This window comes from Phycisphaeraceae bacterium (genome assembly GCA_019454185.1).
In the GTDB taxonomy this organism is placed as follows: domain Bacteria; phylum Planctomycetota; class Phycisphaerae; order Phycisphaerales; family UBA1924; genus JAHBWV01.
Window position 1 is genome coordinate 2,694,013 of the sequence record CP075368.1, and the last position, 24,609, is coordinate 2,718,621.

15 protein-coding genes and 1 pseudogene are annotated in these 24,609 nt (G+C 64.8%); 9 read left to right on the forward strand and 7 right to left on the reverse strand.

The features are described from left to right. Positions 1–75 precede the first annotated feature (75 nt). Positions 76–1,074 (reverse strand): type II secretion system protein, encoded by a 999-nt coding sequence (locus tag KF838_11500; protein QYK47401.1) that lies wholly within the window; start codon positions 1,072–1,074, stop codon positions 76–78. 197 nt (positions 1,075–1,271) lie between these two features. Here KF838_11500 and KF838_11505 point away from each other — a divergent pair, with 197 nt between their 5' ends. Next, the gene (locus KF838_11505) at positions 1,272–3,284 is read left to right on the forward strand and encodes a glycoside hydrolase family 15 protein (protein ID QYK47402.1); all 2,013 of its coding nucleotides are present in this window, start codon (positions 1,272–1,274) and stop codon (positions 3,282–3,284) included. Positions 3,285–3,445: 161 nt separating this feature from the next. Here the strand turns inward: KF838_11505 and KF838_11510 are convergent, their stop codons facing one another. Both KF838_11510 and KF838_11515 read right to left on the reverse strand, forming a co-directional pair. Further along, positions 3,446–6,178: a hypothetical protein gene (locus KF838_11510; GenBank protein QYK47403.1), complete on the reverse strand. Its 2,733-nt coding sequence runs from the start codon at positions 6,176–6,178 to the stop codon at positions 3,446–3,448. Between the two features lie 290 nt (positions 6,179–6,468). Continuing rightward, the gene (locus tag KF838_11515) at positions 6,469–7,518 is read right to left on the reverse strand and encodes a prepilin-type N-terminal cleavage/methylation domain-containing protein (protein QYK47404.1); all 1,050 of its coding nucleotides are present in this window, start codon (positions 7,516–7,518) and stop codon (positions 6,469–6,471) included. 358 nt (positions 7,519–7,876) lie between these two features. On the opposite strand from KF838_11515, the gene KF838_11520 reads away from it, so the two are divergent. Beyond that, complete coding sequence (locus KF838_11520; protein QYK47405.1) at positions 7,877–9,193, forward strand: HD domain-containing protein; 1,317 nt, start codon at positions 7,877–7,879, stop codon at positions 9,191–9,193. An 18-nt stretch (positions 9,194–9,211) separates the two neighbouring features. Here the strand turns inward: KF838_11520 and KF838_11525 are convergent, their stop codons facing one another. Further along, positions 9,212–11,698, reverse strand: a complete 2,487-nt coding sequence (locus tag KF838_11525; GenBank protein ID QYK47406.1) for an alpha/beta fold hydrolase — start codon at positions 11,696–11,698, stop codon at positions 9,212–9,214. A gap of 42 nt (positions 11,699–11,740) precedes the next feature. After that, positions 11,741–12,913 carry a 23S rRNA (adenine(2503)-C(2))-methyltransferase RlmN gene (locus tag KF838_11530; protein ID QYK47407.1) on the reverse strand — a complete coding sequence of 391 codons (1,173 nt, stop codon included), beginning with the start codon at positions 12,911–12,913 and terminating at the stop codon, positions 11,741–11,743. 265 nt (positions 12,914–13,178) lie between these two features. On the opposite strand from KF838_11530, the pseudogene KF838_11535 reads away from it, so the two are divergent. The 3 genes and pseudogenes from KF838_11535 (at position 13,179) to KF838_11545 (ending at position 16,624) form a co-directional block, all read left to right on the forward strand. Further along, positions 13,179–13,304 (forward strand): annotated as a pseudogene (locus tag KF838_11535) (prepilin-type N-terminal cleavage/methylation domain-containing protein). Between the two features lie 1,344 nt (positions 13,305–14,648). Beyond that, the gene (locus tag KF838_11540) at positions 14,649–15,332 is read left to right on the forward strand and encodes a hypothetical protein (protein ID QYK47408.1); all 684 of its coding nucleotides are present in this window, start codon (positions 14,649–14,651) and stop codon (positions 15,330–15,332) included. A gap of 41 nt (positions 15,333–15,373) precedes the next feature. Continuing rightward, positions 15,374–16,624, forward strand: a complete 1,251-nt coding sequence (locus tag KF838_11545; GenBank protein QYK47409.1) for a hypothetical protein — start codon at positions 15,374–15,376, stop codon at positions 16,622–16,624. Here KF838_11545 and KF838_11550 read toward each other — a convergent pair. Then, entirely contained in the window at positions 16,545–17,357 is an 813-nt protein-coding gene (locus KF838_11550) for a DUF1444 family protein (protein ID QYK47410.1), read from the reverse strand. The genes KF838_11545 and KF838_11550 overlap by 80 nt on opposite strands. Positions 17,358–17,713: 356 nt before the next feature. On the opposite strand from KF838_11550, the gene acpP reads away from it, so the two are divergent. Together acpP and fabF are read left to right on the forward strand one after the other, a co-directional pair. Next, the gene (gene acpP, locus KF838_11555; GenBank protein ID QYK47411.1) at positions 17,714–18,028 is read left to right on the forward strand and encodes an acyl carrier protein; all 315 of its coding nucleotides are present in this window, start codon (positions 17,714–17,716) and stop codon (positions 18,026–18,028) included. Between the two features lie 65 nt (positions 18,029–18,093). Further along, positions 18,094–19,371 carry a beta-ketoacyl-ACP synthase II gene (gene fabF / locus KF838_11560; GenBank protein QYK47412.1) on the forward strand — a complete coding sequence of 426 codons (1,278 nt, stop codon included), beginning with the start codon at positions 18,094–18,096 and terminating at the stop codon, positions 19,369–19,371. Positions 19,372–19,423: 52 nt separating this feature from the next. Here the strand turns inward: fabF and KF838_11565 are convergent, their stop codons facing one another. After that, positions 19,424–19,720 carry a FliM/FliN family flagellar motor switch protein gene (locus KF838_11565; protein ID QYK47413.1) on the reverse strand — a complete coding sequence of 99 codons (297 nt, stop codon included), beginning with the start codon at positions 19,718–19,720 and terminating at the stop codon, positions 19,424–19,426. 273 nt (positions 19,721–19,993) lie between these two features. Between KF838_11565 and KF838_11570 the strand changes: the two genes are divergently transcribed. Both KF838_11570 and KF838_11575 read left to right on the forward strand, forming a co-directional pair. Then, positions 19,994–22,240, forward strand: coding sequence for a S8 family serine peptidase (locus KF838_11570; protein ID QYK47414.1), 2,247 nt, complete (start codon positions 19,994–19,996; stop codon positions 22,238–22,240). Between the two features lie 107 nt (positions 22,241–22,347). Further along, positions 22,348–24,597, forward strand: a complete 2,250-nt coding sequence (locus KF838_11575) for a hypothetical protein (GenBank protein QYK47415.1) — start codon at positions 22,348–22,350, stop codon at positions 24,595–24,597. The last annotated feature ends 12 nt before the right edge of the window (positions 24,598–24,609 follow it).

The following is a 24,609-nucleotide window of genomic DNA, read 5'->3' on the forward strand; positions in this document are numbered from 1 at the left end:
GTTGGAGTGACGGAGTGACGGAGTGACGAAGTGACGAAGAAAATCCCCTCTGCCCCTCTGCCCCTCTGCTCACCCTTACATCACATCTCGCCCGCGGATTCCCTTCCGGGTCGCCCAGAAGTACGCCGGGCGCGTGTAGTCCCAGATGAACCCTTCTTCGCGGCCATAGAGCATGCGGTTGTGCATCTCGCTCTCGCCGGGATCCCACAGCCCAGAGGGGAACGGGAGCTTGCCGGGTGCGGTCTCATCGGGGAGAGCCGTGTCGGCCACGACGTTCGACATGTTGACCACGACCCCGGAGGCGTCGGCCATCGCGACGGCGACCCTCGCGCGAGGGTTGTTCCACTGGGGTTGATCCTTCGATGCGTAGTCCTTGTTCTCGAAGATCATCACCTTCTTCGATGGGTAGTAGACATCGGTCGTCTTGTTCCGACGCATCAGGAACCTGTTGGCCGCGGTGCCCCGGATGCGGGCGTTGGGCTCGAATCGAGCCGACTGCTGCCAGAAGACCGGCGGATACCAGTAGGAAGAGGGGAAGATCCAGCTCGAGTCCGTCGCGGCGTTGCTGTCGTTGTTCTCTTTGAGCCAGCGGCGGAGCGCCATGTCGCCGGGGGCGTAGATGTTCGCACCGCGCGATGTGGTGTGGTCATCGCCGTAGAGCGTGTGCGCGATCCAGTGATAGCCGTACGACTCACCACCCGAAGCGATGTAGACCCACGCCCACCCGCAATCATCCGGCACAAGCACGACCGGCGGCTGCCTCCAGTGGGGCTCTATATGGGAGCATGCCGCAGCGGGGTGGAACGGATTGACGAAGTCGTCGCGGTTGTTGCCCGCGTAGTGGGTCATGATCGCGACGTTGGTCTTGAGATTTGCGAGGGAGACGGTTCGCTGTGCCGCACGACGGGCTTCGCCGAGCGAGGGAAGCAGGATGCCGATCAGTGTCGCGATGATCGCGATGACGACCAGGAGTTCGATGAGCGTGAAGCCACGACGCCCCCCCCCAACACCCCAGCCCTTCACACATGAACAATGGACAACCGAGTTGCGTGCGCGATCTTGACGAGTGATCATGGCTGGCTCTCCGGTGCTGGGTCTTTCGACCTGAATCGGCAGTCTACAGGAATTCACCCCAGCGGGGAACCGGACTTCTCCACGTTGCTTCCACCTCGCCACTGAACCCGGCCCGGTGGGAGAGTCGATAACACGGTTGGAGTTCGGTTCGGCCAGCGATCCTGCGCCGAAGTCACAGCGTTGCCGCGGAGAGAGAGATGCCCAGAACCATCCCAGTCGGCAATGGCGAACTGCTGATTACGTTCGATCACGCGTATCGTGTTCGGGATATGTACTATCCCAACGTCGGGCGGTACAACCACACGGAGGGGACGATCCAACGGTTCGGCGTCTGGGCGGATGGCCGGTTCGCGTGGATCGAGGACCAGGGGTGGGATCGGGAACTTCGCTACAAGCCGGACACGATGGTGACGGAGGTCCGCCTCATCCACAAGGAGATGGGGCTGGAGATCGTCTGCAACGACGCCGTGGACTTCAACGAGCCGATCTGGTTCCGGGCCTTCAACGTCCACGACCTGACGGGTCGGACGCGCGAGGTGCGGATCTTCATGCACGTGGATCCGTCGCTGCGGGGCTCGCCCGTCGGCAACACCGCCAACTTCGACCCCGGGACGCGCAGCGTCGTCCTCTATAAGGAAGACTCGTACTTCCTCTTCAACGCCTGGGACGGGCATCGGGCCGGCATCGAGCACTGGGCCATCGGCTCCAAGCGCATCGGCGGCGCGGAGGGGACGTGGCGCGATGCGGAGGACGGCGTCCTCGGGCGCAACGCCATCTCGCAGGGCTCGGTCGATCTGACGATCGCGGCACACATCCAGGTCCCGGCCGGGGGTATCGGGCGAGCGATCGTGTGGATGGCCGCGGGAACCACGTACAACGAGGTCAAGCGACGCAACACCATGGCGCTCGAGACCGGGCCTGATCGGATGATCACGCGGACCGAGGCGTACTGGAAGCTGTGGGCCAGGAAAGAGCCCTTCGATCTCTCACCCCTGCCCGAGCCGATCCGCGATTTCTTCTATCGCTCGCAACTGATTCTGAGGACGCAGATCGACAACGGCGGGGCGATCCTCGCGGCCAACGACTCGGACATCACGCAGTTCGGTGGCGATCATTATTCGTACTGCTGGCCTCGTGATGGTGCGCTCGTCGCGTATGCGCTGACGCTCGCAGGTCAGTCGGAGCTCTCGCGCGCGTTCTTCAGGTTCTGCGCCAGGATCATCGAAGCCGACGGTTACTTCCTGCACAAGTACACGCCGAGCGGCGAGTTTGCCAGCTCGTGGCACCCGTGGATGCTCGACGACCAGCGCGTGCTGCCGATTCAGCAGGACGAGACCGCGCTGGTGCTCTGGGCGCTGCGCCGCCACTTCGAGCAGTTCCGCGATGTTGAGTTCATCAAGCCGCTCTACCAGCGCCTGGTGACAGGACCGGCCGAGTGGATGCTGTCGTACACCGACCACCACGGGCTTCCCCGCCCGTCGTGGGATCTGTGGGAAGAGCGGCGCGGCATCCACACGTTCACCGTCGCGAGCGTGATCGCCGCGCTCGAAGCGGCCAGCGCGTTCGCGACCGACTTCGGCGAGCCCGATCGGGCGGTGGCGTACCACGAGGGTGCCCAGCGACTGCGCGGCGCGCTCAAGCGTCACCTCTGGCACCCCGAGCACCGGCGCTTTGCGCGCATGGCGATCCCGCTCCCCGACGGCACGTATCGGCTTGATATGACGCCGGACTCGGCGAACTACGCCGTGTTCGCGCTGGGCGCGCTCGCGCCCGATGATCCCAAGGTCGAGGCCGACATGACGGCGACGCGCCAGATGCTCTGGGTCAAGACCGGCATCGGCGGGATCGCACGCTACCAGCGTGATTACTTCCACCAGGTCGAGCGCGAACGCATCAGCGAGGTGCCCGGGAACCCGTGGGTCATCTGCACCCTCTGGCATGCCCAGTGGCTCATCGCCAAGGCGCGCACGCTCGATGAACTCCGCAACGCGCTGCCTTACATGGACTGGGCGATCGAACGCGCAGACCTGTGCGGCGTGATGGCCGAGCAGTACCACCCGTACACCGGCGAGCCGCTCGGCGTCTCGCCACTCACGTGGAGCCACGCGACGTTCGTCATCGTCGTGATGGAGTACATGCGTCGCCACCGGGCGATCGTCGCGGCCCGGCGCGAGGGCATCTCCGATGGTGCGCTCGGCGGAGCGATCTAGCCCCGTCGCGGGCTTGATGCCGCCCTTCGCCCGGAAGGCCGACAGGTGACCGAAGTCCCCGGGTTCTAGAGAACGCCCCCGGCTCCGCTTCCGGAACCGGGGGCACGAGGATATCGCGGGCACGGCCAGGGGTTGGTGCGTCGTCCCGCGGGGACAAGGGATCAGGAGCACTGACCGAAGATGTCGAAGAAGCCGAGGAAGTCCTGGATGTCGACGAAGTTGTCCGGGTTGTAGCGGTCAACGTCGTAGAGCGCGTCGGGGCAGGGCGTGGTCTGGAACTCGCAGGGGCCGTAGTCGCCGAAGAAGTCCAGGAAGTCCTGGATGTCAACGAGCGTGTCACCGTTGTAGTCCGCATCGGAGCAAGAGCACGCGCTGGCGATCGCAAGGTCGTTGGCGTCAACGATCCCGTCGCCGTTGAGGTCGCCATCGGCCCAGCCGCCGGCGTTGCCGAGGTTGGAGACGATGATCGCGGCATCCGTTGCGTCGCAGAAGCCGTCGAGGTTCACATCGCCCAGAGAGGTGCCGAGGATCACCGTGACGAGTTCGATGATGTCGTTCTGATCCACGACGCGATCGCCGTTGATGTCGGCGGAGAAGTCCATGAACGCCGCGTCGTTCAGGTTCGTCCAGTTGCCGAAGTTGGCGTAGACATAATCGATGTCGAAGGCATCAACCACTCCGTCGTGGCCGATAGGATCGAAGTTGGGGGTCTGGAGACCGGAGGGACCGGCGATGTCGCCGCGGCTTGCGCCCGCGGTGTACGACACGCCCGTTGCCAGCGTGGTTCCGAAGAAGTTGTTGGAGCCGGTGAGCGCGAGCCACTCGGTATCGACGCGAGTGAAGCCCGCCTTGCGGCTGACCAGGCCGGTCACGGCGTCCTTGGCGAGCCCGTCCGCGAAGTAGCGAACATCTTGGGCCGTGAAGGAGCCGTCGCCGTTGTAGTCGCCGAGAACCTCGATGATCGCGTCGGTGCCCGGCGCGCCTGCGATGGCGCCCGTGCCGTTCGGCGCAACCCAGGCGGGCCCGCCGTTGCGGTCGCGCCACGCCTTGAGCATCTCGGCCGTGTCGTTGATGTTGCGGAGGCCGTTGCCGTCGAAGTCGCCTGAGATCTTGTTGCGGGTGGTCAGGTTGGAGCCGTAGGTCGGGAATGCGCCGCCCTGGGCGCGATAGGTCGAGCCGCCCGCAACGCCGTCTGAGTATGTGAAGCCGGTGGTGCGGGTGGGGACACGCCCGTTGTTCGCCGTGTTGAACGCGTTGAAGGCCGTGTTCGCGAGGCGGTTGTTGGAGATCGTGAAGGTCTGGAGCGAGGCATTGAACGCGGGATTCGGAGCGAGCGAGATCGCGTCGAGCAGACCGGGCACGTTGTTCAATGCGCCGGTGAGGAGGAACTGCGTGGCAGCGAGTTCACCGGGCGTGAACGTGGTGGGGTCGCCACCGGGGACAGAGACGAACGCCTCAATCGATCGTGTGGCGTTGTTGATGTAGGCCGCGGCCTGGGGGTTACGCATGCGAGCGTTGGTATTGCTGGCGTCTCCGCCGAACTCGTTCTGGTTGCGGGGATCGCCGAGGGTCGCGAGGACGGCGGGGCCGCCGATGATGTAGCCGTTGGCGTCGTTGTTGACGACCTCAACGATGGTGGGTCGGCTGTACTCGGTGCCGCCGATCAGATCGTTCTGAACGGCGAGGAGGTCCGCGCGATTGGTGATGAGCCATGAGCCCGAGCCGGAGCCGGTGACGCCGCGCTCTGCGCCGGCATAGCCGACGCCGAGGCGGTGGTTCTGGACGGTGGCCTCAACGCCGGAGTTGCCGCCCTTGTTGGTGGGGCTGAATGCGGCGCCGAGGTTGTTGTTGATCGAGAGGGTCGAGATCCAACCGATGTTCTCGCCGTTGCCCCATGAGGGATCAAGGCCGACGCAGTTCTGGAAGGCGTTGCGCGTGCCGGAACCGACGTCGCGGGTGACGACCATCAGATTCTCGCCGGTGATCGCGCGGCCGGTGACGAAGAGGTGCTGGAGCTCGGTCTGCTTGATCTGCTGCAGGCCCGCGCCGTAGTTCACAGTGACTGCGATGGGAGCGTAGAGCAACTGCGTGTCGAAGACGGAGAAGTTGCTGTTCGGATCCGAGCCAGCCGCGGCGAGGCCGTAGCCCGGAGGCAGCTGCGCGAGGAACGAGGAGTAGCCACCTGACGAGGAGGCGTCGGTGAAGGCGGAGGGGTTGAAGTCGCTGGACCCGCTCTTGGAGCGAGACACGATCGGGTTGAGCCCGTAACCGAGGTCGGCGGGCTTACGTCCGAAGAAGGGGGCGCCGCCGGGGTAGGTGATGGCCCACGTGGTGGGAACGTCGAGCGGGGAGATATCGATGCGGATGCCGCCCACGGCCGGCGTGTTGAAGGGTGCCCAGGTGCCCAAGAGTGTGGTGGTGTCGGAGCGGTTCGGAGCGCCGCCGGGGTTCGCGGGGTTGTAGTCGCCGACGCCCGCGCCGTTCTGGATGTACAGCGTTCCGTTGCTGTACCCCAGTGTCGCCTCAACGATCGAGAGTTCGCTCGTCGGGTCGCCGTTGCTCGTCACGAAGTTCGCGCCGTAGTCGAGCAGTTCCTGGAAGCCGTTGACCGAGCCGACGACGCGGTAATGGACGATCCAGTGCTGAGAGGAGAGGAAGGGCGGGGTGGTGTCATACGGGGCCAGCTGATCGGGTCCGTTCAGGAAGATGCCCGCGATGCCGTCTCCGTCCACGTCGAGATAATCGTTTGTGGAAGCTGGGGCTCTCACGAAGTTCTCGAGCAGCGTCGCGCCCGAGATGTTGATCACGGTGCCCTGCGCGCTCGCCATCGACGCCGCGGCTCCCGCGAGCCCGAGCGCCACAAACATCTTCAATCTGCTGTCTCCGATCTTCATCGTTGGTGCCTCCAAGTCACTGTGGGGCGGTGCCCCGATCTCTCGCCGACGAGACGTGCGCGCACACACAGCGCGAACGGCATCGCCGGCCTCTCTCGACCACGGCGCCGGAAACGACCGACGCCCATTCGCTCTCTTCACTGACGCGCCCGCTCAGGCACGTCGCTTGAGTTGCCCATCCCTGAACGGTGGAGCGCGCACCATGCACGCCCTGCGAGCACTCACCTCACTCGGACAATCCGCCGTGTCGGACTCTCGTCCAGCCGGCGAACGTTCATCTCATCGCGGGATCAATCGAGGAATCGCTTCAGATCGACCCTGTTATTGCCGGTGATGCTGAAGAACCGCTCTCCCCAGCGACGCTCTTCGATCGTCTTGGCGATGTTGGAACGCTCGACGTGGCCGTCTACGAAGACGAAGTTGGCGGTTCCGCCGAACTTCTCGCTCTTGGCACCCGGGTGGTGACGCCCGACAGCATTGAGCGTCGTGCCGGCATCCTCGATCATGCCGGGTCCGAGCGCTGCCATCGTCTTCAGGCGGGTTTCGACACTCGGGTAGAAGAAGCGTGGCGTTGAGCCATAGGGCGGCTCGCTGTAGACATCCACGCCGCCGCCGCCGCCGATGAATGGCGTCACTGGGCGATGGCTCTTCGAGAGATTCGGGTTTCCCGCAGAGAAGACGCTCCGCCAGTCCCTGCGCTCGAGGAACTCTGTGGCGAGGATCGTGTTCGCCCCGCCTCGCCCGGTTGCCTCGATCCATACCGGACGCACCAGCTGGTTCTTCCTCTCCAGCGGCCCGGAGCTCTTGAACTTGTTCCTCGGGAAGATCGCGTCATTGCCGGTGAAGGCCATGCGACGTGCCTGGCGATCCTCGGGCGTCGCGGCCCCGACCGGGTTGCCAAGGTCGTTCTCCTGCCCCGGCTCCCAATCGTCCGCGTTCGCTCCGGGGTTCGATCGTGGTGCGCCACCGTTGAGCACCGCGGGACACGTGAAGGCCTCGTCCTGCACGCCGCCGGCGGAGAACAGCGCGTTCGACCAGTGGATGTACCCCGACCTCGATCCCGAGCCGAACTGATCCTCAAGCCGCCACTCATCCGGCTCGCCGTCGGCGGAGTAGACATACGAGGGTGGGAAGTAGTCCTCATTGATCGTGTACTGCGTGACCGCGATCGCGACCGAGCGCAACTGCGCGGCACACTTGATCGCACGCCCCTCGGCTCGTGCCGCACCAAGCGAAGGAAGCAGGATCCCGATCAGCAGCGCGATCACGGCGATCACCACCAGCACCTCGATCAGCGTGAAACCGCGAATCCCCCGGCCCCGACACAAGCGAGCATCCATGTCACTGGCTCCGATGCTCCGCGCCGAGCGACGCGGATGATGACTGAGACTCCGCCACGTTGAGCGGGAGAGACTAGATCTCGCCTCCATGTGCTGTGTCAGGATCCGGCAAAGGAGACGTGACGACTCTGTTCCGATCGCGCAAAGACGTGTCGCCGCTCGCGCTCAGGACGCGCTAACCGAGAGGGCTGTCGCGTCTGTGCGGCCTGTGCCGCGCTGTTCGCATGCCATTCGCCACCACTTCCGTATGAGTGAGATCCCCCGTCTTCACCAATCCGGACGGACTCACCCCACCCGTTCCACTCCCGCGTCTCTCGATCCAGTTCGTGCTCGATCCCGCCGATCCAGCGCTCTCGCCGTGCTCCGCATCTCCATCCCCAACCTCGTCCCGGGAATGACGATCGCCGCGCCGATTCCGCACCCCGTGCAGCCGGGCTCCACGCTCCTGAAAGCGGGCGTTGCGCTCGACGAGGCGATCCTCGCCAAACTCCGGCAGACAGGCGTGCGCGAGGTCTGGATCCGCTACCCCGGGCTCGCGGATGTCGCCGGCGCGGCCAGCCCCTTCGTCGCAGGCGCGAGCGCAGAAATGGCCCGACTGGTCGATGCCACCTTTGCCGCCTCCGCGCACAGCGCGTCGGTCCGCCTGGATTACAACGCTTATCGCAGCGCGGTGTGCGGCTTGCTCGAACGCCTCTCGCTCCACCCACGCACCACCGTCTACCTCGATCAGATGGTCGGGCAGGGGTGCGCCTCCGTCAGGCACGCCTCGGCCGTCTGCTTCATCTCCATGCTCGTCGGGCTGAGACTCGAGCCATGGCTTATCCGGAATCGCTCCAAGATCGGAGCCGCGAAGGCGCGTGAGATCGCCAATCTCGGTGTCGGTGCGCTGCTCCACGATGTCGGCATGCTGATGCTTGATCAGGAGACACGCGACCGCTGGAGCGACGCCGGCGACGAATCAGATTCTGAGTTCCGACGCCACGTCCAACTCGGATTCGACATGGTGAAGGACGAGATCGAGCCGACCGCCTCGGGCATCGTCCTCAACCATCACCAGCGATACGACGGCTCCGGCTTCCCTGCCGTTCCCTGCTTCGGTGCCGAGCCCCGGCCCTTGGCCGCGGCACGCATCCACGCCTTCGCGCGGATCGTCGGTCTCGTCGACGTCTTTGATCGGCTGCGCTTCGGCATCGACGACCGCCACCTCGCCGAGGGCGGACCGGTTCCCACGGTCCGCGCACTCGCGGCTTTGCAGCGCGAGCCGTGGAGATCGCGATTCGATCCCGTCGCGCTCATGGGGTTGATGTCCGTTGTCCCTCCGTTCGCGCCGGGCACGCTCGTGACCATGAGCGACGGGCGAGTCGTTGCCGTGGTCGATTGGTCCCCGCTCGATCCCTGTCGCCCCGTGGTGCAGGACCTCGAGCTGCGCCCGAAGCGCGTCCGTGGCTGGCTTGTTCACGAGCCGGGCGAGCGCATCGATCTCCGCATCAGGCGCGATCTGAGCATCATCCGTGCCGAGGATGCCGATGTCTCGCTCGATGTCTACGAACCCCCGTCGCCCCGCGCATTCGACCTCGACGCACTGATGCGCACATGGGTCGATCGGGCTGGCGATCTCGAGACCAATCCGAAGGACGCCGCGGACCACCGGCCCGGAGCATCCGACGCCGCGTGATCGCGCGACGAACATGTACTAATCCGCGATCGAACTGCCCGTTCGCTCTCTGAAGTGGGAGCGGGCGAACGCGATCGCCTCGCTCGCTGTCAGCGGGCGCACGCCCGAGCGCCGCCGCTCCTCGCCGATCCTATAGAGCTCTCGCCATTGCCCGAAGAGCACGCCATACGCCCACAGCGGTCCGCGCGAGGGGTCGTAGAGGTTTGTCGCCTCGCTGGTGATGCCGTTCAGCTCAACGATCCCGAACTCCTCGGCGCGCCGCAAGGCATCGTCGGATGTGTAGCGGATATCGAATCGCCCGAAGTCGAAGCCATGTCCGTTCTGTCCCACGAACGACGCAGCGATGCGATCGATCCGGCGCTCGAACTCCGGCGTGATGAGGTCCGCCCCATCGCGGAAGAGCGTTCCCTGGCAGTGGTTCCCCGCTTCGCCGAGTTTCACGATCTGTCCGAGATCGGGGATCCACGATCTTGCATCAGCGAATCTCGCGAGGAAGACGCCCGACTGACACCGATACCGCGGATGGTCCAGGATCAGGCGCTCGAGCGTCCGTCGCCCATCCCCCTCGATCATCGCAAAGTCCTTGCGCGTGACGGCGTAGATGCCGCCGACGAGCGAAGGGTCCGAACGGCCGGTGAGGCCACGCACCCACAACACGCCGCATTCGTGAGGCCCGGCGTGGTATCGCTGCACAATCACGGGTCCGCGCACGAGGTCGAAGTACCGCTCGACATCCGCTGCAGAGCGAGCCAGACGCACTGAGAATCCGCGCTGCCCGCTGTCGGGCTTCAGGATCACCGGCCACCCGCCGAGCGTTGCATCGCCCTCGATGCACTCGATCGCGCGCCGCGCTCGCTCTCGCGCCGGGAAACCATCGGGTATCAAGACATGCTCGAGCGCGGCATCGTCGCTCATCGAAGACAAGATCTCGCTCTTGCTCTCACCGATCAGCCCGCCTCCCTTGCCGATGCCCGGGTTCACGCACGTTGCCGAGAGCAGCCCGCCACGCCGCGCGCCGAGCCACATCAGGTACGGCATCAGCGGCATATAGAACGCCCACGCCGGCCAGAACTCGTGGTGGCGCGCCCGTCCGATCGACGCGAGCAGTTCCCCCCGCCCGCGCCACGTCCACACCATCGGGAACGCCCACACCGCGCCCGCCACCAGCGCGACACCAAGAGCCATCCCCGGCCACCCCGCGATGTTCCCGAGCGGCTCGACGACATACGGAGAGACAAGCCGCGCCGCCAGCAGCGCGCCCGCCGATGTTCCAAGCACTCGCCCCCATCCCTTCGCCGACGCGCCCGGCCTCTGGCGGGCCGCACGCCCGATCAGAAGCCCGACCAGCGCAACCCCGAAGTCAAGGTGCATCGTCGCGACCAGCACCGCCGTGCAGGCAATCACGAGCGGCCAACTCGCAAGCGACAACGCGGTGATGAGCGCAACCTCGGTCCACCACGGCGCGCGTCGCAGCGCGCCCGCCGGCTTCTCAAGCAACCCATCCACCCGCGTCGGCCCCTCCGAAAGATCAACGATCTCCGATGCTGGCGTCACACCCGGGCGGTTGTGCCTCCCCATGAACTCGACCAGATGCTCCGTCGTCTCCTCCGTCTGGAGGAACGGCAGGAAGTGATTGGCATCCAGAACCACCAGGCGGCTCGTCTTGATCAACTGATGGTGCTCAACCGCACCCGCCAGCGGCACGAGCACATCGTCCCGCCCGTGCAGGACCATCGTCGGAACACGCAGCCGCTCCATGATGCCGCGAACCGGACGCTGGTCCGTGTCGAGGAAGCTCCTCACGAACGCGTGCCGCACTTTCCGCTCGCCGATAAGGCCGAAGTGGGGGATGAACTCCGGCACGACAACCAGCGCGCCATACCCCACGGCATACTTGGCGTGCTCGAAGAAGAAACTCCCAGAGCCCTCGGTCTCCTGTATCCCGGTCGCGGCCATCAATGTCAGCGAAGCGAGCCGGTCCGGCGCGATGTCGGCCATGTTCAGGCCCGTGCCGCCGCCGTAAGACCAGCCGACCACGTGTACACGCCGGATCTTCAGCGCATCCAGCATCGCGACCATCGCGTATGCCTGCGCCCGGTTCGAGTAACTCTCAACCAGCCCCTTGGAGTTCCCGAACCCCGGCAGATCCACCGCGATCGTTCGATACCCGGCAGCCGCCAGCTCCGGTCCCAGTCGCTCAAAGTCGAAGCTCTGCCCGGGAGATCCGTGCAGCAGCAGCACGGGGGCGCGGCTCGCAACTGCCTCGTCGGGCTCCGGCGTCCATTCCAGGTACGCCAGGTGCACCAACGCCCCATCCACCGGCCCGAGCGCGGTCGTCTCCGGAACATCCACGAACTTCTGTCCGCGCTCCTCCGCGATCGGGATCCACACGTTCGGCGATGCGATCTGCACCACGTGCGAAGCCAGCAGCAGCGCGAGATACCCCGCCAGCCACCAGCGTCGGCGCCTCCACCACCCTCGACCTGTGGCGTTCTGTTCGTTCATACCACGCGTCGCTCTCCCCGCGCTGCGCCCTCTTGCCTTTCCTTACGCCTTCACATTCAACTCTACCACCCGTCGCCCGCGGATCGCCTCGCTCCCGAGCTGTCCGCACGCGCCCATCATCTTCCTTCCCTTCGTCCGCCGGCGTTTCGCGTACACGCCCTCGGCCGTCAGCCACCCCAGGAACGCCTCGACCGCCTCTTCTTCGGGAGCGGGCCACGGCGAATTCCGCCTCGGGTTATACGGAATCAGGTTCAGCAGCACACGGGGCGAGTTCGCCTCTCGCTCCGCCTTGTAAGCCCCATCGATCGGGCGGCAGAACGCCGCGATCTCCGCCGCGTGCTCGCGCCTGTCGTTCACCCCGGGAATAAGCACATACTCCACGCAGAGCTTCCCCGCGCCGTGGGCCGGATACTCGATCAACGCCCGCTGCAGGTCGGCCATCTCCCACTTGCGATTGATCGGCATGATCTCCGATCGGATCTCGTCGTTCGGCGCGTTCAAAGAGAGCGCAAGCCCCAGGCGCCTCCATCCCCGCTCCCGCACACGCTCCGAGAGCAGGCGTATCCCATCCACCCGCCCGACGGTTGAGATCGTCACCTTGCTCATCGGCAGCGAGCCGCCCTTGTGGTCGGTGATGCAGGTGATCGCCCCCAGCACGTTCTCAAGGTTGTCCATCGGCTCGCCCATGCCCATGAACACCATGTTCGAGACCGACTGACCAAGCACGTGCGTCGCGGTCCACCACTGCGCCACGATCTCCGAAGCATCCAGCGACCGCACCAGACCCATCTGGGCCGTCTCACAGAAGACGCACCCCATCGCACACCCCACCTGGCTCGAAACGCACAGCGTGTACGTCCGGTTCCCCTTGCGCCCGATCATCGGGATCAGCACACTCTCCGTCTCCACCTCCGAGGCCCGCGGGTCCGTGCCGAGCACCCCCGACCTCGGGCCGGGCACGCGAAGCGTGAACTTCCGAACCACACCCTCGGGGCTCTCATCCTCCACCACGCGCCCCAAAGCCGGCGGCGTGAACACCCACGCGCCACCCCCGCGCAGCGCGATCTCCCTCCGCCCGCTCCGGTAGCACTCCTTATAGAAGGTCTCCGCGCCGAGCGACCGCCCCACCACGCGATCCGCCGCCTCACGCACGAACGCATCGCAACCCATCGAAAGCGGGCTCGGCAGTTGCTGGCTCAGTGGCGATTCACTCACCCCAGACTCTACGCCACCCCCCACACCAACCCCCCACACCAACCCCCCACACCAACCCCCCACACCACCCCCCACATGAGCCACCCACACTTCCCGACACACCAAACACGCGGCATTGGCCCCTCCACCGTGCGGCAGAGCCCTATCACAGCCCGAATCGGATCGATTCTTGCCCTCTTCCGGCCCGACTCTGCTTGTGACAACAACCAATCTCGATTATCGTGGTGGGGTTTCCACCCCGGTCAGGCCAGCACGGAGGTACTCGATGCCCCATCACACCCACCAGCACCGCCCGCTCCATCGAGCGTTCACGCTGATCGAGTTGCTGGTGGTCATCGCCATCATCGCCATCCTCATCGGTATCCTTCTCCCCTCGCTCGGCAAGGCACGCGGCGTCGGTCAGCAGACCGTCTGCCTCGCGAACAACCGACAGATCATCACCGCCGCCATCGCTTACGCGCAGAATCACAAAGAACAGATCTGGACCAGCGCGAACTGGGCCAGAGAGACCCTCCCCGGCGGCCTCTACGGACCCGGCCTCCTCTACGACTTCATCAACATCGCCGATGAAGTCACCGAGTGCCCGACCAACAAACGCCGCGGCAAGAACAACGACGATTCCGCTGGCAGCATCTACGGCTCAACCCATCTCGACTTCGATTACTGCATGGCCCCTTTCACTGAGGGCGCACGCCTCTCGATCGACATCAGCGTCGCGTACATGACACCCGACGGCCCCGCAGGGCTTCGCAAGCTCAACGCGGCATACGAGCACCTCCTTACACGCTTCCGCTCGCTCCCGATCTTCTACGAAGAATCTACCTACTGGTACAACGACGACATCCCCGACGGGCTCTGGGGAAACTGGGACCAGATCACCACGCGCCACCAACGGGCCGGGCACATCGCCTACATCGACGGTTCATGCGAACTCTTCAAAGCGCCCCAAGGCGTCAAAGAAGAATGGCAGGAACGCGACAAAGACTTCGAGGCAAACGACATTTTCGTCTCTCCACGCGGCCTTCCGACCTCGTGGAGACGCCTCTACTGGGCAACCCCGTATAAGTACGGCTGGGTCAACAACCCAACCTGATTCTGCCGTGTCGGTGGCGGCGCTCTCTGAGGGGTGTATTGGATAGATCGGCTCTCGGAGCCGAGTCTGGCCGGGGTGTCGCCACATTCCAAAGCGGTCTCGCCTGCGTTTCATGGTGAGAGGCCAGCCAGTCCCTCGTGGTTCTTTGCCTTCATGACTTCATGCCTTCGCGCCTTCGTGCCTTCGTGCCTTCATGTCTTTAGTGCCTTCGTGCCTTGATCTCAATGTCCACACTTCTTTCCAAGTTCACTGGCACGTCCGCAAGTCCGTGGCATACTCCTCTTGGCGATGTTCGGGGGGGGGGTAGGGTCTCTGTCGGTCGTCTGCTGTGGACGCCCCCCGACCCCGGCCCGCACCAACGCCGTCGCCGCGCGCTCCTGCCATCTCTTCGAGTGGCGGGTTGCCGGCGCGAGGAGGATGTGCGATGCGAACCGATCATTCGCGCGTCGAAACTCAGACAAGTAGATCAACCCCATCTGATTCAAAGGCAATGCTGCCGGGGATTCGCGTCGTTGGTCTCGATCAGAGGGGGCTCGTGCCCTCTCGTCGTCGTTGACCTGTCGGGCATCGAATCCCGCCCGGCGTCATGCCGGTCGAGGTTCGCTGCCTGACTTACACGATCGTGGTGGAAGGAGAAAGCCGATGCGAAACGCCATCAAGAGAATACTTGCCCTCGTCGCCCTCATGCTGACCGGAGGAACCGCCATGTCCGATGTCCACACCGTCCTCGATCCCGAGCAGCGGATCATCACCAACAACGACCTCGTCTTTGACCTCTTCAACCCAACCGAGTTGGTCGTGACGCCGTTTACGCCTCCCGGGGGAATCGGCCAGGAGCGAGAGAACACGATGCGGCTGGGTTTCAGGGAACTCGGTGGCGCTCCGAGTGGGCTCATTACTGGAAATCAACTGCCGTTCTTTCCACCTACACCCTTCGCCACACCATCGTTCCTTGGTGTCGGCAATCCTCTCCTTCAAGAAGGAACCTGGCTCGACGAGACTCGGCAATGGCTCGACCCCGTGTACGAGATCGACTCGGGTATCGTGGAGCCCGCGTCTTATGGACAGTCCGGAAGTCAGGGTGACTTCGACCTTCTGACTTTCGAGGACGGTGATGTCGTGCTCATCGGTTACGCGAAGTCAGACAAGAGCATGTTTGGGTACGTGCAGATTGAACGGGTATCGACGTATCAATGGAAACTGAACGGCTACCGGTTCGACGATTCCGGTGCTCCGCTCTTCATGGAGCGATTCGCTGTGCCCGGCTCTGGGTCGCTGCTTGCGCTCGGTGCGGCGGGGCTGATCCGGCCCAAGCGGGGGCGATGACTGTGGAGTAGAGGCAATGCGTTCCATGCGGGAGGATTTCGATGTCTGTGATCTGGACGCTTGAAGATGCGACGTGGTGCAATCGGCAGGGGAACCGGATCGGGCTTCGCTTCACCGTCTCAGGTCTAGCGTTTACGCCCACGCTGAGGCGATCCAAGGCGGTCGCTTCCAAGGTTGGCGCGATTGTCGGTTGGCGCACGGATCAGGTGACGCCAAGCCTCTTTCTTCGGTTCGAGTATCAGCTAGAGAACCGAGTCCAATCGGCCGCGCTCGTCACGCTCCAGCAGCCGGGCGCGAACTGGCTTGTCGAAGTCGTGATTGCGCTCCGCTCGTCCGGGCTAATTGCCTTGAACTCGAATCAAGGGCCTGGGATCGGATCATTCCCTCCCTGCTACATCAAAGAACTGCTTGCCGGCTTGATCATCCTCTCCGATGGCACGACGGAGGAGTCATCCCCAGCCATCGCGTACGACCCATTGGTTCCGGCAACCGAGCCGCTGAACCTCACCGGAGCCGTCGAGAACGTCGGGCGGCTCCCCGGCTTCGATGACTCCGGCTCGGACCTTCAACTGCACCTCGACGCACAGGGACTGCGCGTGGAGATCTCATCGGCCGAGGGATCGCTCAACTTGCCCATCGACGAATGGGGCGATCTCTCCTCCCTCTCGTCTCCTCATGATGTCGAGGCGTCCTCGGGCGCGGAACCGAACATTGTCGTCCCATCCTTGCGAGGTATCCCCCGCGTCGAGTTCAACGGATCGACCGACTTCATGTTCCGCTCACCAGTCGATTTCGATGCCGACGCGACCGCCGCGTTCGGCGCGGTCTTCAAGACCAGCGCGACCGCTCCCGCCCACATCATCGGGAGATGGAACGACAGCGCCGCCGCCGATCACCAGTGGCGGCTCTTCTATGACGGCTCGGCGATGTCGAGCAACGTCGAGGCGGCGGCGGTGCAGAAGGATGGTTCGACTCACGCCGGCTTCTCGCTCGTCGGCACGTCCCCCGCGGCGACAACCCCGTTGATGCTGATCTACCGCTTCATCGGCGGCAGCGGAGCGCAGATCTGGGCCAACGGGAAACTGATCTCTTCCGACATGGCGATCCCCATCGGCAGCGACAACACAGACGCGACCGACACGCTGACGCTCGGGGCACGCGACGCCTTTGTCACTGCGTCACTGCGTCACTCAGTCACTCAGTCACTGCTCTTCACGCCGCCTCAGACGGCGGGTGCATCTCTTCCGTGCCCGCGACGCCGTCGCGTGTCACGACGAAGAAGCTCGACGTGATCGGGTACGGCAGCCGCCGGTAATCCTGTTCCACGCGGCTCTTCAGGCGATCGAGGAAGGGTTTGGGCTCGGCGGTCATGGCCACGAACATGTCGCGGCTGGGTGTTGCGACGAGGAAGTCGCGTCCGAGTTGCGGCGCGAGTTTGCGATAGATGGAGCTCATGAGCAGGCGTGCCGCGTCGTAGCCGTCCTGGTTGGAGAGGATCGCGGCCCTTCCGCCGTCCTTGGACTGGATGAGCTGGACGTGCAGGTCGGGTGCGTAGGCGTCGAGGTTCTCGCGTGAGATCTCTTCGAGTTCCTCTGGGGTGAGCCCCCACTGGACCATCTGTTCGGTGGTGATGCTGACGGTCATGTTGGGGAGATCGGTCACGAAGACGATCACCGTGTTGTTGACGAACGGCACATGGGCGACGAGTTCGCGGTTCAGGTGCTGGAAGATCGAGTCCGGCTGGATGCGGGGCATGATCCTCTCGCGGGCGAGCTCGAAGGGCAGATCGACCGCCTGGAGCGCATCCCCCTCGAACAACTGCTCGAGGTAGTGCTCGACGATCTCCACGCCCCGCTCGGGCTCGCGCTGGACCATCCGGTACAGGTTCTCAAGATCCAGACGCCGACCGTTCACGATCAGTTCTGTCGGGCTTGTCAGCAGCACCGTGTACTCCGGCTGCTTGCCACGCAGAATCGTGACCACCTGCTCGGCGAACGCATTGGGCTCAAGCGGCATCCCGGCCATGGCGTCGTGTCCCTCTCGGGAACCCGGCCCGACCGAATCGATGCTGCGCTCCCCTCGCGCCTCGACCCGGCCGTCCTGGGCCCGGGTCCTTCCTTCGTCTCCGATACGGCCCCCGGCCCACCCATGTTCTTCATCCCGCCGAGTTTCCCGCTCGGCCAATCCCCACGGACCCGCCAGCCCCACCAAACCACACGCAACGCGCACGATCTGCGCGAGTCCGACGCGCGTAAATCACTGTTGATACATGGGTTGTGGCGGCTTTCTGGGGTGCCCTATCCGGGTGGAAGGCCCTGTCGCCTGCGGGCGGGTGGGGCGCGGTGCGGAGTTGGCTGGTACGGGTGGATCGGGTATGATCCATGCTTTCGTGGGCCCGACAGTCAAACCGAATTGTCCACGATCCGAGCACTTGGGAGACCAACGCCGTGACAGAGCAGGAAATCGAATCGAAGGTGATCGAGATCGTGGCGGAGCAGTTGGGCGCTGATAAGGCAAAGATCAGCCGCGACACCCGCTTTGTTGACGACCTGAACGCCGACTCGCTGGACACGGTCGAGCTCGTGATGGAGTTCGAGGACGAGTTCGAGACCTCCATTCCTGACGAGCAGGCGGAGAAGATCAAGACCGTCGGCCAGGCCATCGAGTTCATCAAGCAGGCGCACGGGATCGCCTGATCCCGGGCGTCGCGGGCGTGGTCCGAGACTCGGTCCCCGGCCCCGCCCCTCACCCGGTCAACATCATGCAGAACGCCAGCTGCCGCATCGTCATCACAGGCATCGGCGCCATCACCAACCTCGGCGCGGACTCCCGCTCGACGTGGGACGCCATGCGCAACGGTCGGTCGGGTATCACCCGCCTCGGTGGGCCTGATTTCGATCAATACGCCGGGAAGTGGTCGGTCTCCGCCGCCGGACAGGTCGCCCTCGGTGATACCACCGCGATTGTCGATCCGCGTGAGGCCAAGCGACTCGATCGCTTCACGCTCCTTGCGATGGTCGCGGCACACGAAGCCGTCGCCAATTCCGGAGTCGATTTCGGCTCGGAAGATCCCGAGCGATGCGGCGTGATCGTCGGTTCCGGCATCGGCGGGATCAAGACCATCGAAGACGGCGTGGTCACCATGGTCCAGCGCGGACCGGACCGGCTCTCGCCCTTCACCGTGCCGCGCCTCATGGTCAATGCCGCGACCGGCAACATCTCTATCCGCTACGGGCTGCAGGGCCCTGCGGGCGCGCACGCCACGGCCTGCGCCTCTTCCGGTCATGCCTTCGGCGATGCCATGGCGTGGCTGAGGCGGGGTCGGGCCGACGTCATCGTGTGTGGCGGCACCGAAGCCGCCGTCACGCCCTTGTGCGTCGGCGCGTTCCAGTCGCTCAAGGCCCTCTCCGGTCGTTCCGACGATCCAACCAAAGCGAGCCGCCCCTTCGATCGCGAACGCGACGGCTTCGTCCTTGCCGAGGGCGCGGCCATGTTCGTGATCGAGACCGAGGCGCACGCGCGGAAGCGCGGCGCGACGATCCTCGCCGAACTCGTCGGATACGGCAACAGCTCCGACGCGAGCCACATTACAGCTCCCGACGCCGAGGGACGCGGCGCGGGCCGCTCCATGCGCTGGGCTCTGGAAGACGCTTCACTCGCCACCGACGCGATCGACTATGTCAACGCCCACGGCACCTCGACACCCCTGGGCGACAAGGCCGAGGTCGCGGCCGTGCTGGATGTCTTCGGCAGCCACGCCCGGCGCTCTTCCGGCGGGAAGTTGATGATGTCCTCGACCAAGTCCATGCACGGCCACGCGCTCGGCGCATCCGGCGCGGTCGAGATGATCGCGTGCATCCACGCCGTCAAAGAGGGCGTGATCGCACCGACCATCAACCTCGAGAGCCCCGACGATGGTTTCGACATCGATCTCGTGCCCCACGAGGCCCGCGAGCGCCGGGTCCGCTACGCGATGAACAACACCTTCGGCTTCGGCGGGCACAACACCACGCTCATCGTCGGACGCTACGACGGGTAAAGTCGTTCTTAACGAACGATCTCTGAACGACGATTGGAAAGACGTTCCCTGCTCAGATAGCCGGGGGTTCTTCGCCGCTCTCAGCAGCCATCGCGGCCAGACGCTCAGCGATGTCGCCGATGAACGTGACGCGCAGCCCGAAGTTCTCGCCGACCTTGACGGCCGTGCCGCTCCCGATCTGCTTGTTGTTGATCATGAGGTCCAGCTCGTCCTCGGAGCGTTTATTCAGCTCGATGATCGAGCCGGGCGAGAGCACCAGCACTTCCGCCATGCGCATTTGACGCTCCCCGACGCGGACAACGACGGGAACCTCAATCCGCAGAATCTGGTGCTCGAGCAATGCCGGCATCCTCCAGTTATCGGCTCCCTCGATCACCTCCGTTGAGGACAACCGCCGGATCCTCGCGCGTCCTGCCACTCTTGCCGCCCGAGCTTTCCCGCCAGTTTCGGTGGCGGGTGCTCGCTTTGGCCTCTGTTGGGCTTGCGTGGGAGAGGGCGATACGTCATGCTGGGCCGGTCCTCGGACGATAACGCCGAGGCGGGGTCGGCACGCGTCGATCAATCCTGGAAGCGGCCGCGCCATTCCGGTGCGCCGTAGAACGAGAAGTAGAGAGGGATCTCCATGCAGCAGCGTCTCCACCGCGCCGTCTCGGCCGCATCGCTCATCCTCATCGTCGCCGGCACTTCCGCAGTTCTCCCCGCGAACGCCTCCGACATCACCTCCGCGCGCCCCGCAGCAGGAGCTGCCGCGCGTCCGGCGTTCGCCGAAGTACCCGGCAAGATGGAGTTCTCCGGTCAGCTCACCGTTCGCCCGAGGCAGGATCTCAACGCAGAGCGCAGCCAGGGCGCCCGCGCACGCCTGGATGGCATGATCCTCAAGCACTACCCCGAAGTTGATGAGTACATCGTTCGCGTGCCCGAAATGAACGGACCACGTGGCGTGGCCGAGAACCAGATCATCGCCGATCTGATGTCCACCGGCGACTACCAGTACGTCGAGCCGAACTGGATCTGCTATCCCGCATCGACACCCGCCGATCCGCTCTTCACGTCCCAGTGGCACCATCACATGATGGAGTCGCAGGCCGCGTGGAATCTGCTGATCGGCTCGCCCTCTGTCGTTGTTGCGGTGACCGACACCGGCATCCTCACCACGCACGCCGACCTGACGAACCGCGTACCGGGGTTCAACGCGGTGGACGATCTCGCGGAGGTTGACGGCGGGTTGATGGACGATGTCAACGGCCACGGCACACACGTCGCCGGCTGTGCCGCGCCCGCCAACGACAACGGCATCGGCGTCGCGGGCCCTGGCTGGGGACTCGGCGTGATGATGATCCGTGTCAGCAACGCAGCGGGCGGCGGTGCGTTCCTCGACGACATCACGCAGGGCGCACGCTGGGCGATAGATAACGGCGCGGTCTCCGCCAGCAGCAGCTACACCGGCGTTCAGTCGTCCACCGTCGAGACCAGCGGCGCATACATCCGCTCCCGAGGCGGGCTCTACCTCTACGCCGCTGACAACTCCAACACCAACCACTCCTCATGGGATCATCCGAACGTCCTCGTCGTGGGCGCGAGCAACCAGTCGGATGGCAAGGCGGACTTCTCTTCGTATGGCCTTGGCGTTGATCTCTTCGCGCCCGGCGTCAGCATCCTCAGCACAACGCGCGACGGCAACTACGGCTTCGCGAGCGGCACCAGCATGGCAACGCCCGTCGCGAACGGCGTGGTCGGCATGATGTTTGCCGCCAACCCCTCGCTCTCTCCCGATCATCTCGAGTACCTGCTCTCTCGCACCTGCCAGGATTGGGGTCCGGCCGGAGAGGACGAGCTCAACGGCTGGGGACGGATCAACATGCGTCGGGCTGTCGAAGCCGCGCTCGCGAGCGCGTCGCAGTCGCCGCCCATCGTCATTGATGAGGTCGCGACGCTCTCGGTCATGGGCTCGACCACGATCGATGTGCTTGCCAACGACCTCGATCCCAACATGGAGTCGATCACGATCGGCTTGTTCCAGTCCACCACATCGCTCGGCGCGACCGTGACCCGCTCGGTCGGCACAGGCCCGGGCGGACGCGACCAACTCACCTACACCGCATCCGCAGTGGCCGGACACGATTCGTTCGAGTACACCGTGGTCGATCCGCACGGAAATGTCTCGATCGGCAAGGTCTCGGTCGATGTCCGCGATGCCTCCGGCATGCGCGTCCCCGAGAACCCCGAGACGACCATCCCCGGTGTGCGCACCCGCTACTACGTGACCAACGACGTCTCGATCCTGCCGCCGTTTGACTGGATCCCGTCGTACACGCAGGACACGCTCGCGAACATCAACATCCCCTCGACCGGCGGCAACTTCAGCACCAGCGGCAGGGCAGACAACGTCGGCGCGGTCTACAACGCCTACATCACCGTGCCCACCACAGGCACCTACACCCTGAGCACCAACTCCGATGACGGCTCGAAACTCTGGATCGGGCACAATCTTGTCGTCAACAACGACGGGCTCCACGGCATGGTGACAGTCTCAGGGAACATCGGGCTCCAGGCCGGCACGCACAAGATCCGCGCAGAGTTCTTCGAGCGGGGCGGTGGCGCGGGCATGATCGTCCTGATCTCCGGCCCCGGCATCTCCAACCAACCGATCCCGCCCTCGATGTGGACGCGCCTCTGCCCCTCCGACGCCAACCAGGACGGCACGGTCGACATCATGGACTTCCTCGCGTTCATGGACGCCTTCGGCGATTGCGACGGGCTCGAAAGCCCCTGCCGCAAGTTCGGCGTCGATGCGGATATCAACGCCGACGGCGAGATCGACATCCTCGACTTCCTCGATTTCTTCTCTTGGTTCGGCACCGGATGCTGAACCGGAATGAAACCCCGGCGCGCCCAGGCCGTATCGATGCCCATGCCCCCCTCGGGCACTCGCACAGCTGTATCTCTGCCCAGATTCAACGCCCAGCGGAGTAAACCATGACCCTGCCCGCCCGATCCGCCTCGATGCTCGCCGCCGCACTTCTCGCGGGAGCAGCCATGGCTTCCACTGGCCCGAACGGGCAGATTGGTCTCATCGATGCGGTCATCGAGTTCTCGGACCTCCGAGGTGTCGCGCTCGACGACCTCCCCCTCGGGGCCCAGGTGCGGATCACCGGTGTCCCGCTCGCGCCGTTCGCCGAGGGACGCATGGTCGCGCAGAGAGAGGCCACGCTGGCTCTCGAACGTTTCACGGTGCTTCGCCCCGGCGCGATGGTCTTTGTCGAGGGGCCGGAGGGGCGCACCCCTGTGGACACATCCTCACTAATGCTGCTCGGTGGCGAGATCGAGGGTGAGCCGGGCTCGGTCGCGTATGTCGGGCTGAGCGATGCCGGCGTCTACGGCTTCCTTCACACCGCAGAAGGCACGTACTCCATCTCGACCGGTCCTGCCGTCGGCGCGATCGACTCGCTCCCCGCCGATGCTCCCGTCATGGTCACGCACGCAGGCGCGTTCCCAGAGGCCGACAACGCCGGGCCGTTCTGCGGCTATCACCCCTCCATCGCGAAACTCAATCCTCGTCCGCAGGCGCTCGACGCCGTCGAGGAGCCGCGCTTCGGAAGCCGCTCTGTTCCCTGCCGCGTCGTTGAGATCGCGATCGACACCGACTGGGAGTACACCCAGCGGTTCTTCGGAGGGAATCCCAACAACTCAGCCCTTTACGCCGTATCGCTTCTCGGCGGCGTCAGCCAGATCTTCAAGAGCGAGCTGAATGTCCGTCTCGCTACCAACTTCGTCCGCACCTGGTCGTCCAACAGCGATCCCTATCACATGGGTGGCAATCTCCTCGACGAGTTCACGGCACACTGGGGCGCAAACATGGGCTCCGTGCCGCGGGATCTGGCCCACATCTTCTCCGGCAACTACGGCGGCGGCGTCGCCTACCTGAACGCCATCTGCGAGGGCTGGGGCTACGGACTCTCAGGGCTCAACGGCTCGTTCCCCTCGCCCATCGTCAACCGACACAGCGGCAACTGGGACCTCTTCGTCACCGCGCACGAACTCGGACACAACTTCGGTACCGGACACACCCACGACTCATACACACCCGTGATCGACGGCTGCGGGAACGGCGATTGCTCGCAGGCCCTCGGCGGCACCATCATGTCGTACTGCCACGGATGCCCGGGCGGGATGAACAACATCGACCTCCTCTTCGGACCGCGCGTCCAAGAGCGCATCTGGCAGTATCTCGACACACGCTCGTGCCTCGTGCCGACGCTCGGCGATCGCGTCGCCGTCAACGACACCGCCACCGTGATCCAGGGCGGCACCGTCGACATCCACGTCCTCGACAACGACTCGGACGCCAGCTGCCAGACCTTCCAACTCGTCTCGTATAGTCTCACAAGCACCGCGGGTGGCACGATCACGCTCATCTCACCCACGCCCGGGCCGACGCAGCACCTCACACGCCGCTATCTCCGCTACACCGCGCCCGCGGACTTCTCAGGAACCGACACGTTCTCATACTCCATCACCGGCGGCTCCACCGCACAGGTCTCCGTCACGGTTGTCGCGACTCGTCCCGGCGAGAATCCCGCGACGACCACTCCCGGCGTCGATGTGCGTTATTTCGTCATCCCGACTCTCTCCGTCCTTCCCAACTTTGCTCTCGTCCCCTCGTACATTCGCGACAACGTCTCCGCGATCAACTTCAGCTCGACGACCGGCCCCTTCGCCACAAGCGGGCGCACCGACAACGTCGGCGCAGTCTTCAACGGCCTCGTCAACATCCCTTCCAACGGCCTCTACACGCTCTCGCTCACTTCCGATGACGGCTCGAAGCTTTTCCTCGGCAACACTCTGCTCATCGATAACGACGGCCTCCACGGCATGACGACAAAGACCGCCTCGGTCGGCCTCGCCGCCGGAGCCCATGCCATCCGCATCGAGTACTTCGAGCGGACCGGCGGCGCGGGCCTCATCCTCGCGATCAACGGCTCGGGGCTTCCCCTCCAGCCCGTCCCGCAGAACATGTGGACGTCGTACTGCCCGTCCGATGTCAACGCCAGCGGCGACATCGATGTCATGGACTTCCTCGACTACATCGACGCCTTCGGCACCTGCTCCGGCTCGCCGAACGGCGCGTGCGCCGTCAACGGCATCCGTGGCGATTTCAACGGCGACGGCATCACCGACATCCTCGATATCCTCGACTTCCTCGACGCCTTCGGCAGCGGATGCTGATACCCGAACCCC

Bases quoted from the DNA above. Each gene is read 5' to 3' on its own strand.
- KF838_11500 (QYK47401.1), bottom strand. From the start codon at position 1,074: ATGATCACTCGTCAAGATCGCGCACGCAACTCGGTTGTCCATTGTTCA.
- KF838_11505 (QYK47402.1), top strand. From the start codon at position 1,272: ATGCCCAGAACCATCCCAGTCGGCAATGGCGAACTGCTGATTACGTTC.
- KF838_11510 (QYK47403.1), bottom strand. From the start codon at position 6,178: ATGAAGATCGGAGACAGCAGATTGAAGATGTTTGTGGCGCTCGGGCTC.
- KF838_11515 (QYK47404.1), bottom strand. From the start codon at position 7,518: ATGGATGCTCGCTTGTGTCGGGGCCGGGGGATTCGCGGTTTCACGCTG.
- KF838_11525 (QYK47406.1), bottom strand. From the start codon at position 11,698: ATGAACGAACAGAACGCCACAGGTCGAGGGTGGTGGAGGCGCCGACGC.
- KF838_11540 (QYK47408.1), top strand. From the start codon at position 14,649: ATGCGAAACGCCATCAAGAGAATACTTGCCCTCGTCGCCCTCATGCTG.
- KF838_11545 (QYK47409.1), top strand. From the start codon at position 15,374: ATGTCTGTGATCTGGACGCTTGAAGATGCGACGTGGTGCAATCGGCAG.
- KF838_11550 (QYK47410.1), bottom strand. From the start codon at position 17,357: ATGGCCGGGATGCCGCTTGAGCCCAATGCGTTCGCCGAGCAGGTGGTC.
- acpP (QYK47411.1), top strand. From the start codon at position 17,714: ATGCTTTCGTGGGCCCGACAGTCAAACCGAATTGTCCACGATCCGAGC.
- fabF (QYK47412.1), top strand. From the start codon at position 18,094: ATGCAGAACGCCAGCTGCCGCATCGTCATCACAGGCATCGGCGCCATC.
- KF838_11565 (QYK47413.1), bottom strand. From the start codon at position 19,720: ATGCCGGCATTGCTCGAGCACCAGATTCTGCGGATTGAGGTTCCCGTC.
- KF838_11570 (QYK47414.1), top strand. From the start codon at position 19,994: ATGCAGCAGCGTCTCCACCGCGCCGTCTCGGCCGCATCGCTCATCCTC.
- KF838_11575 (QYK47415.1), top strand. From the start codon at position 22,348: ATGACCCTGCCCGCCCGATCCGCCTCGATGCTCGCCGCCGCACTTCTC.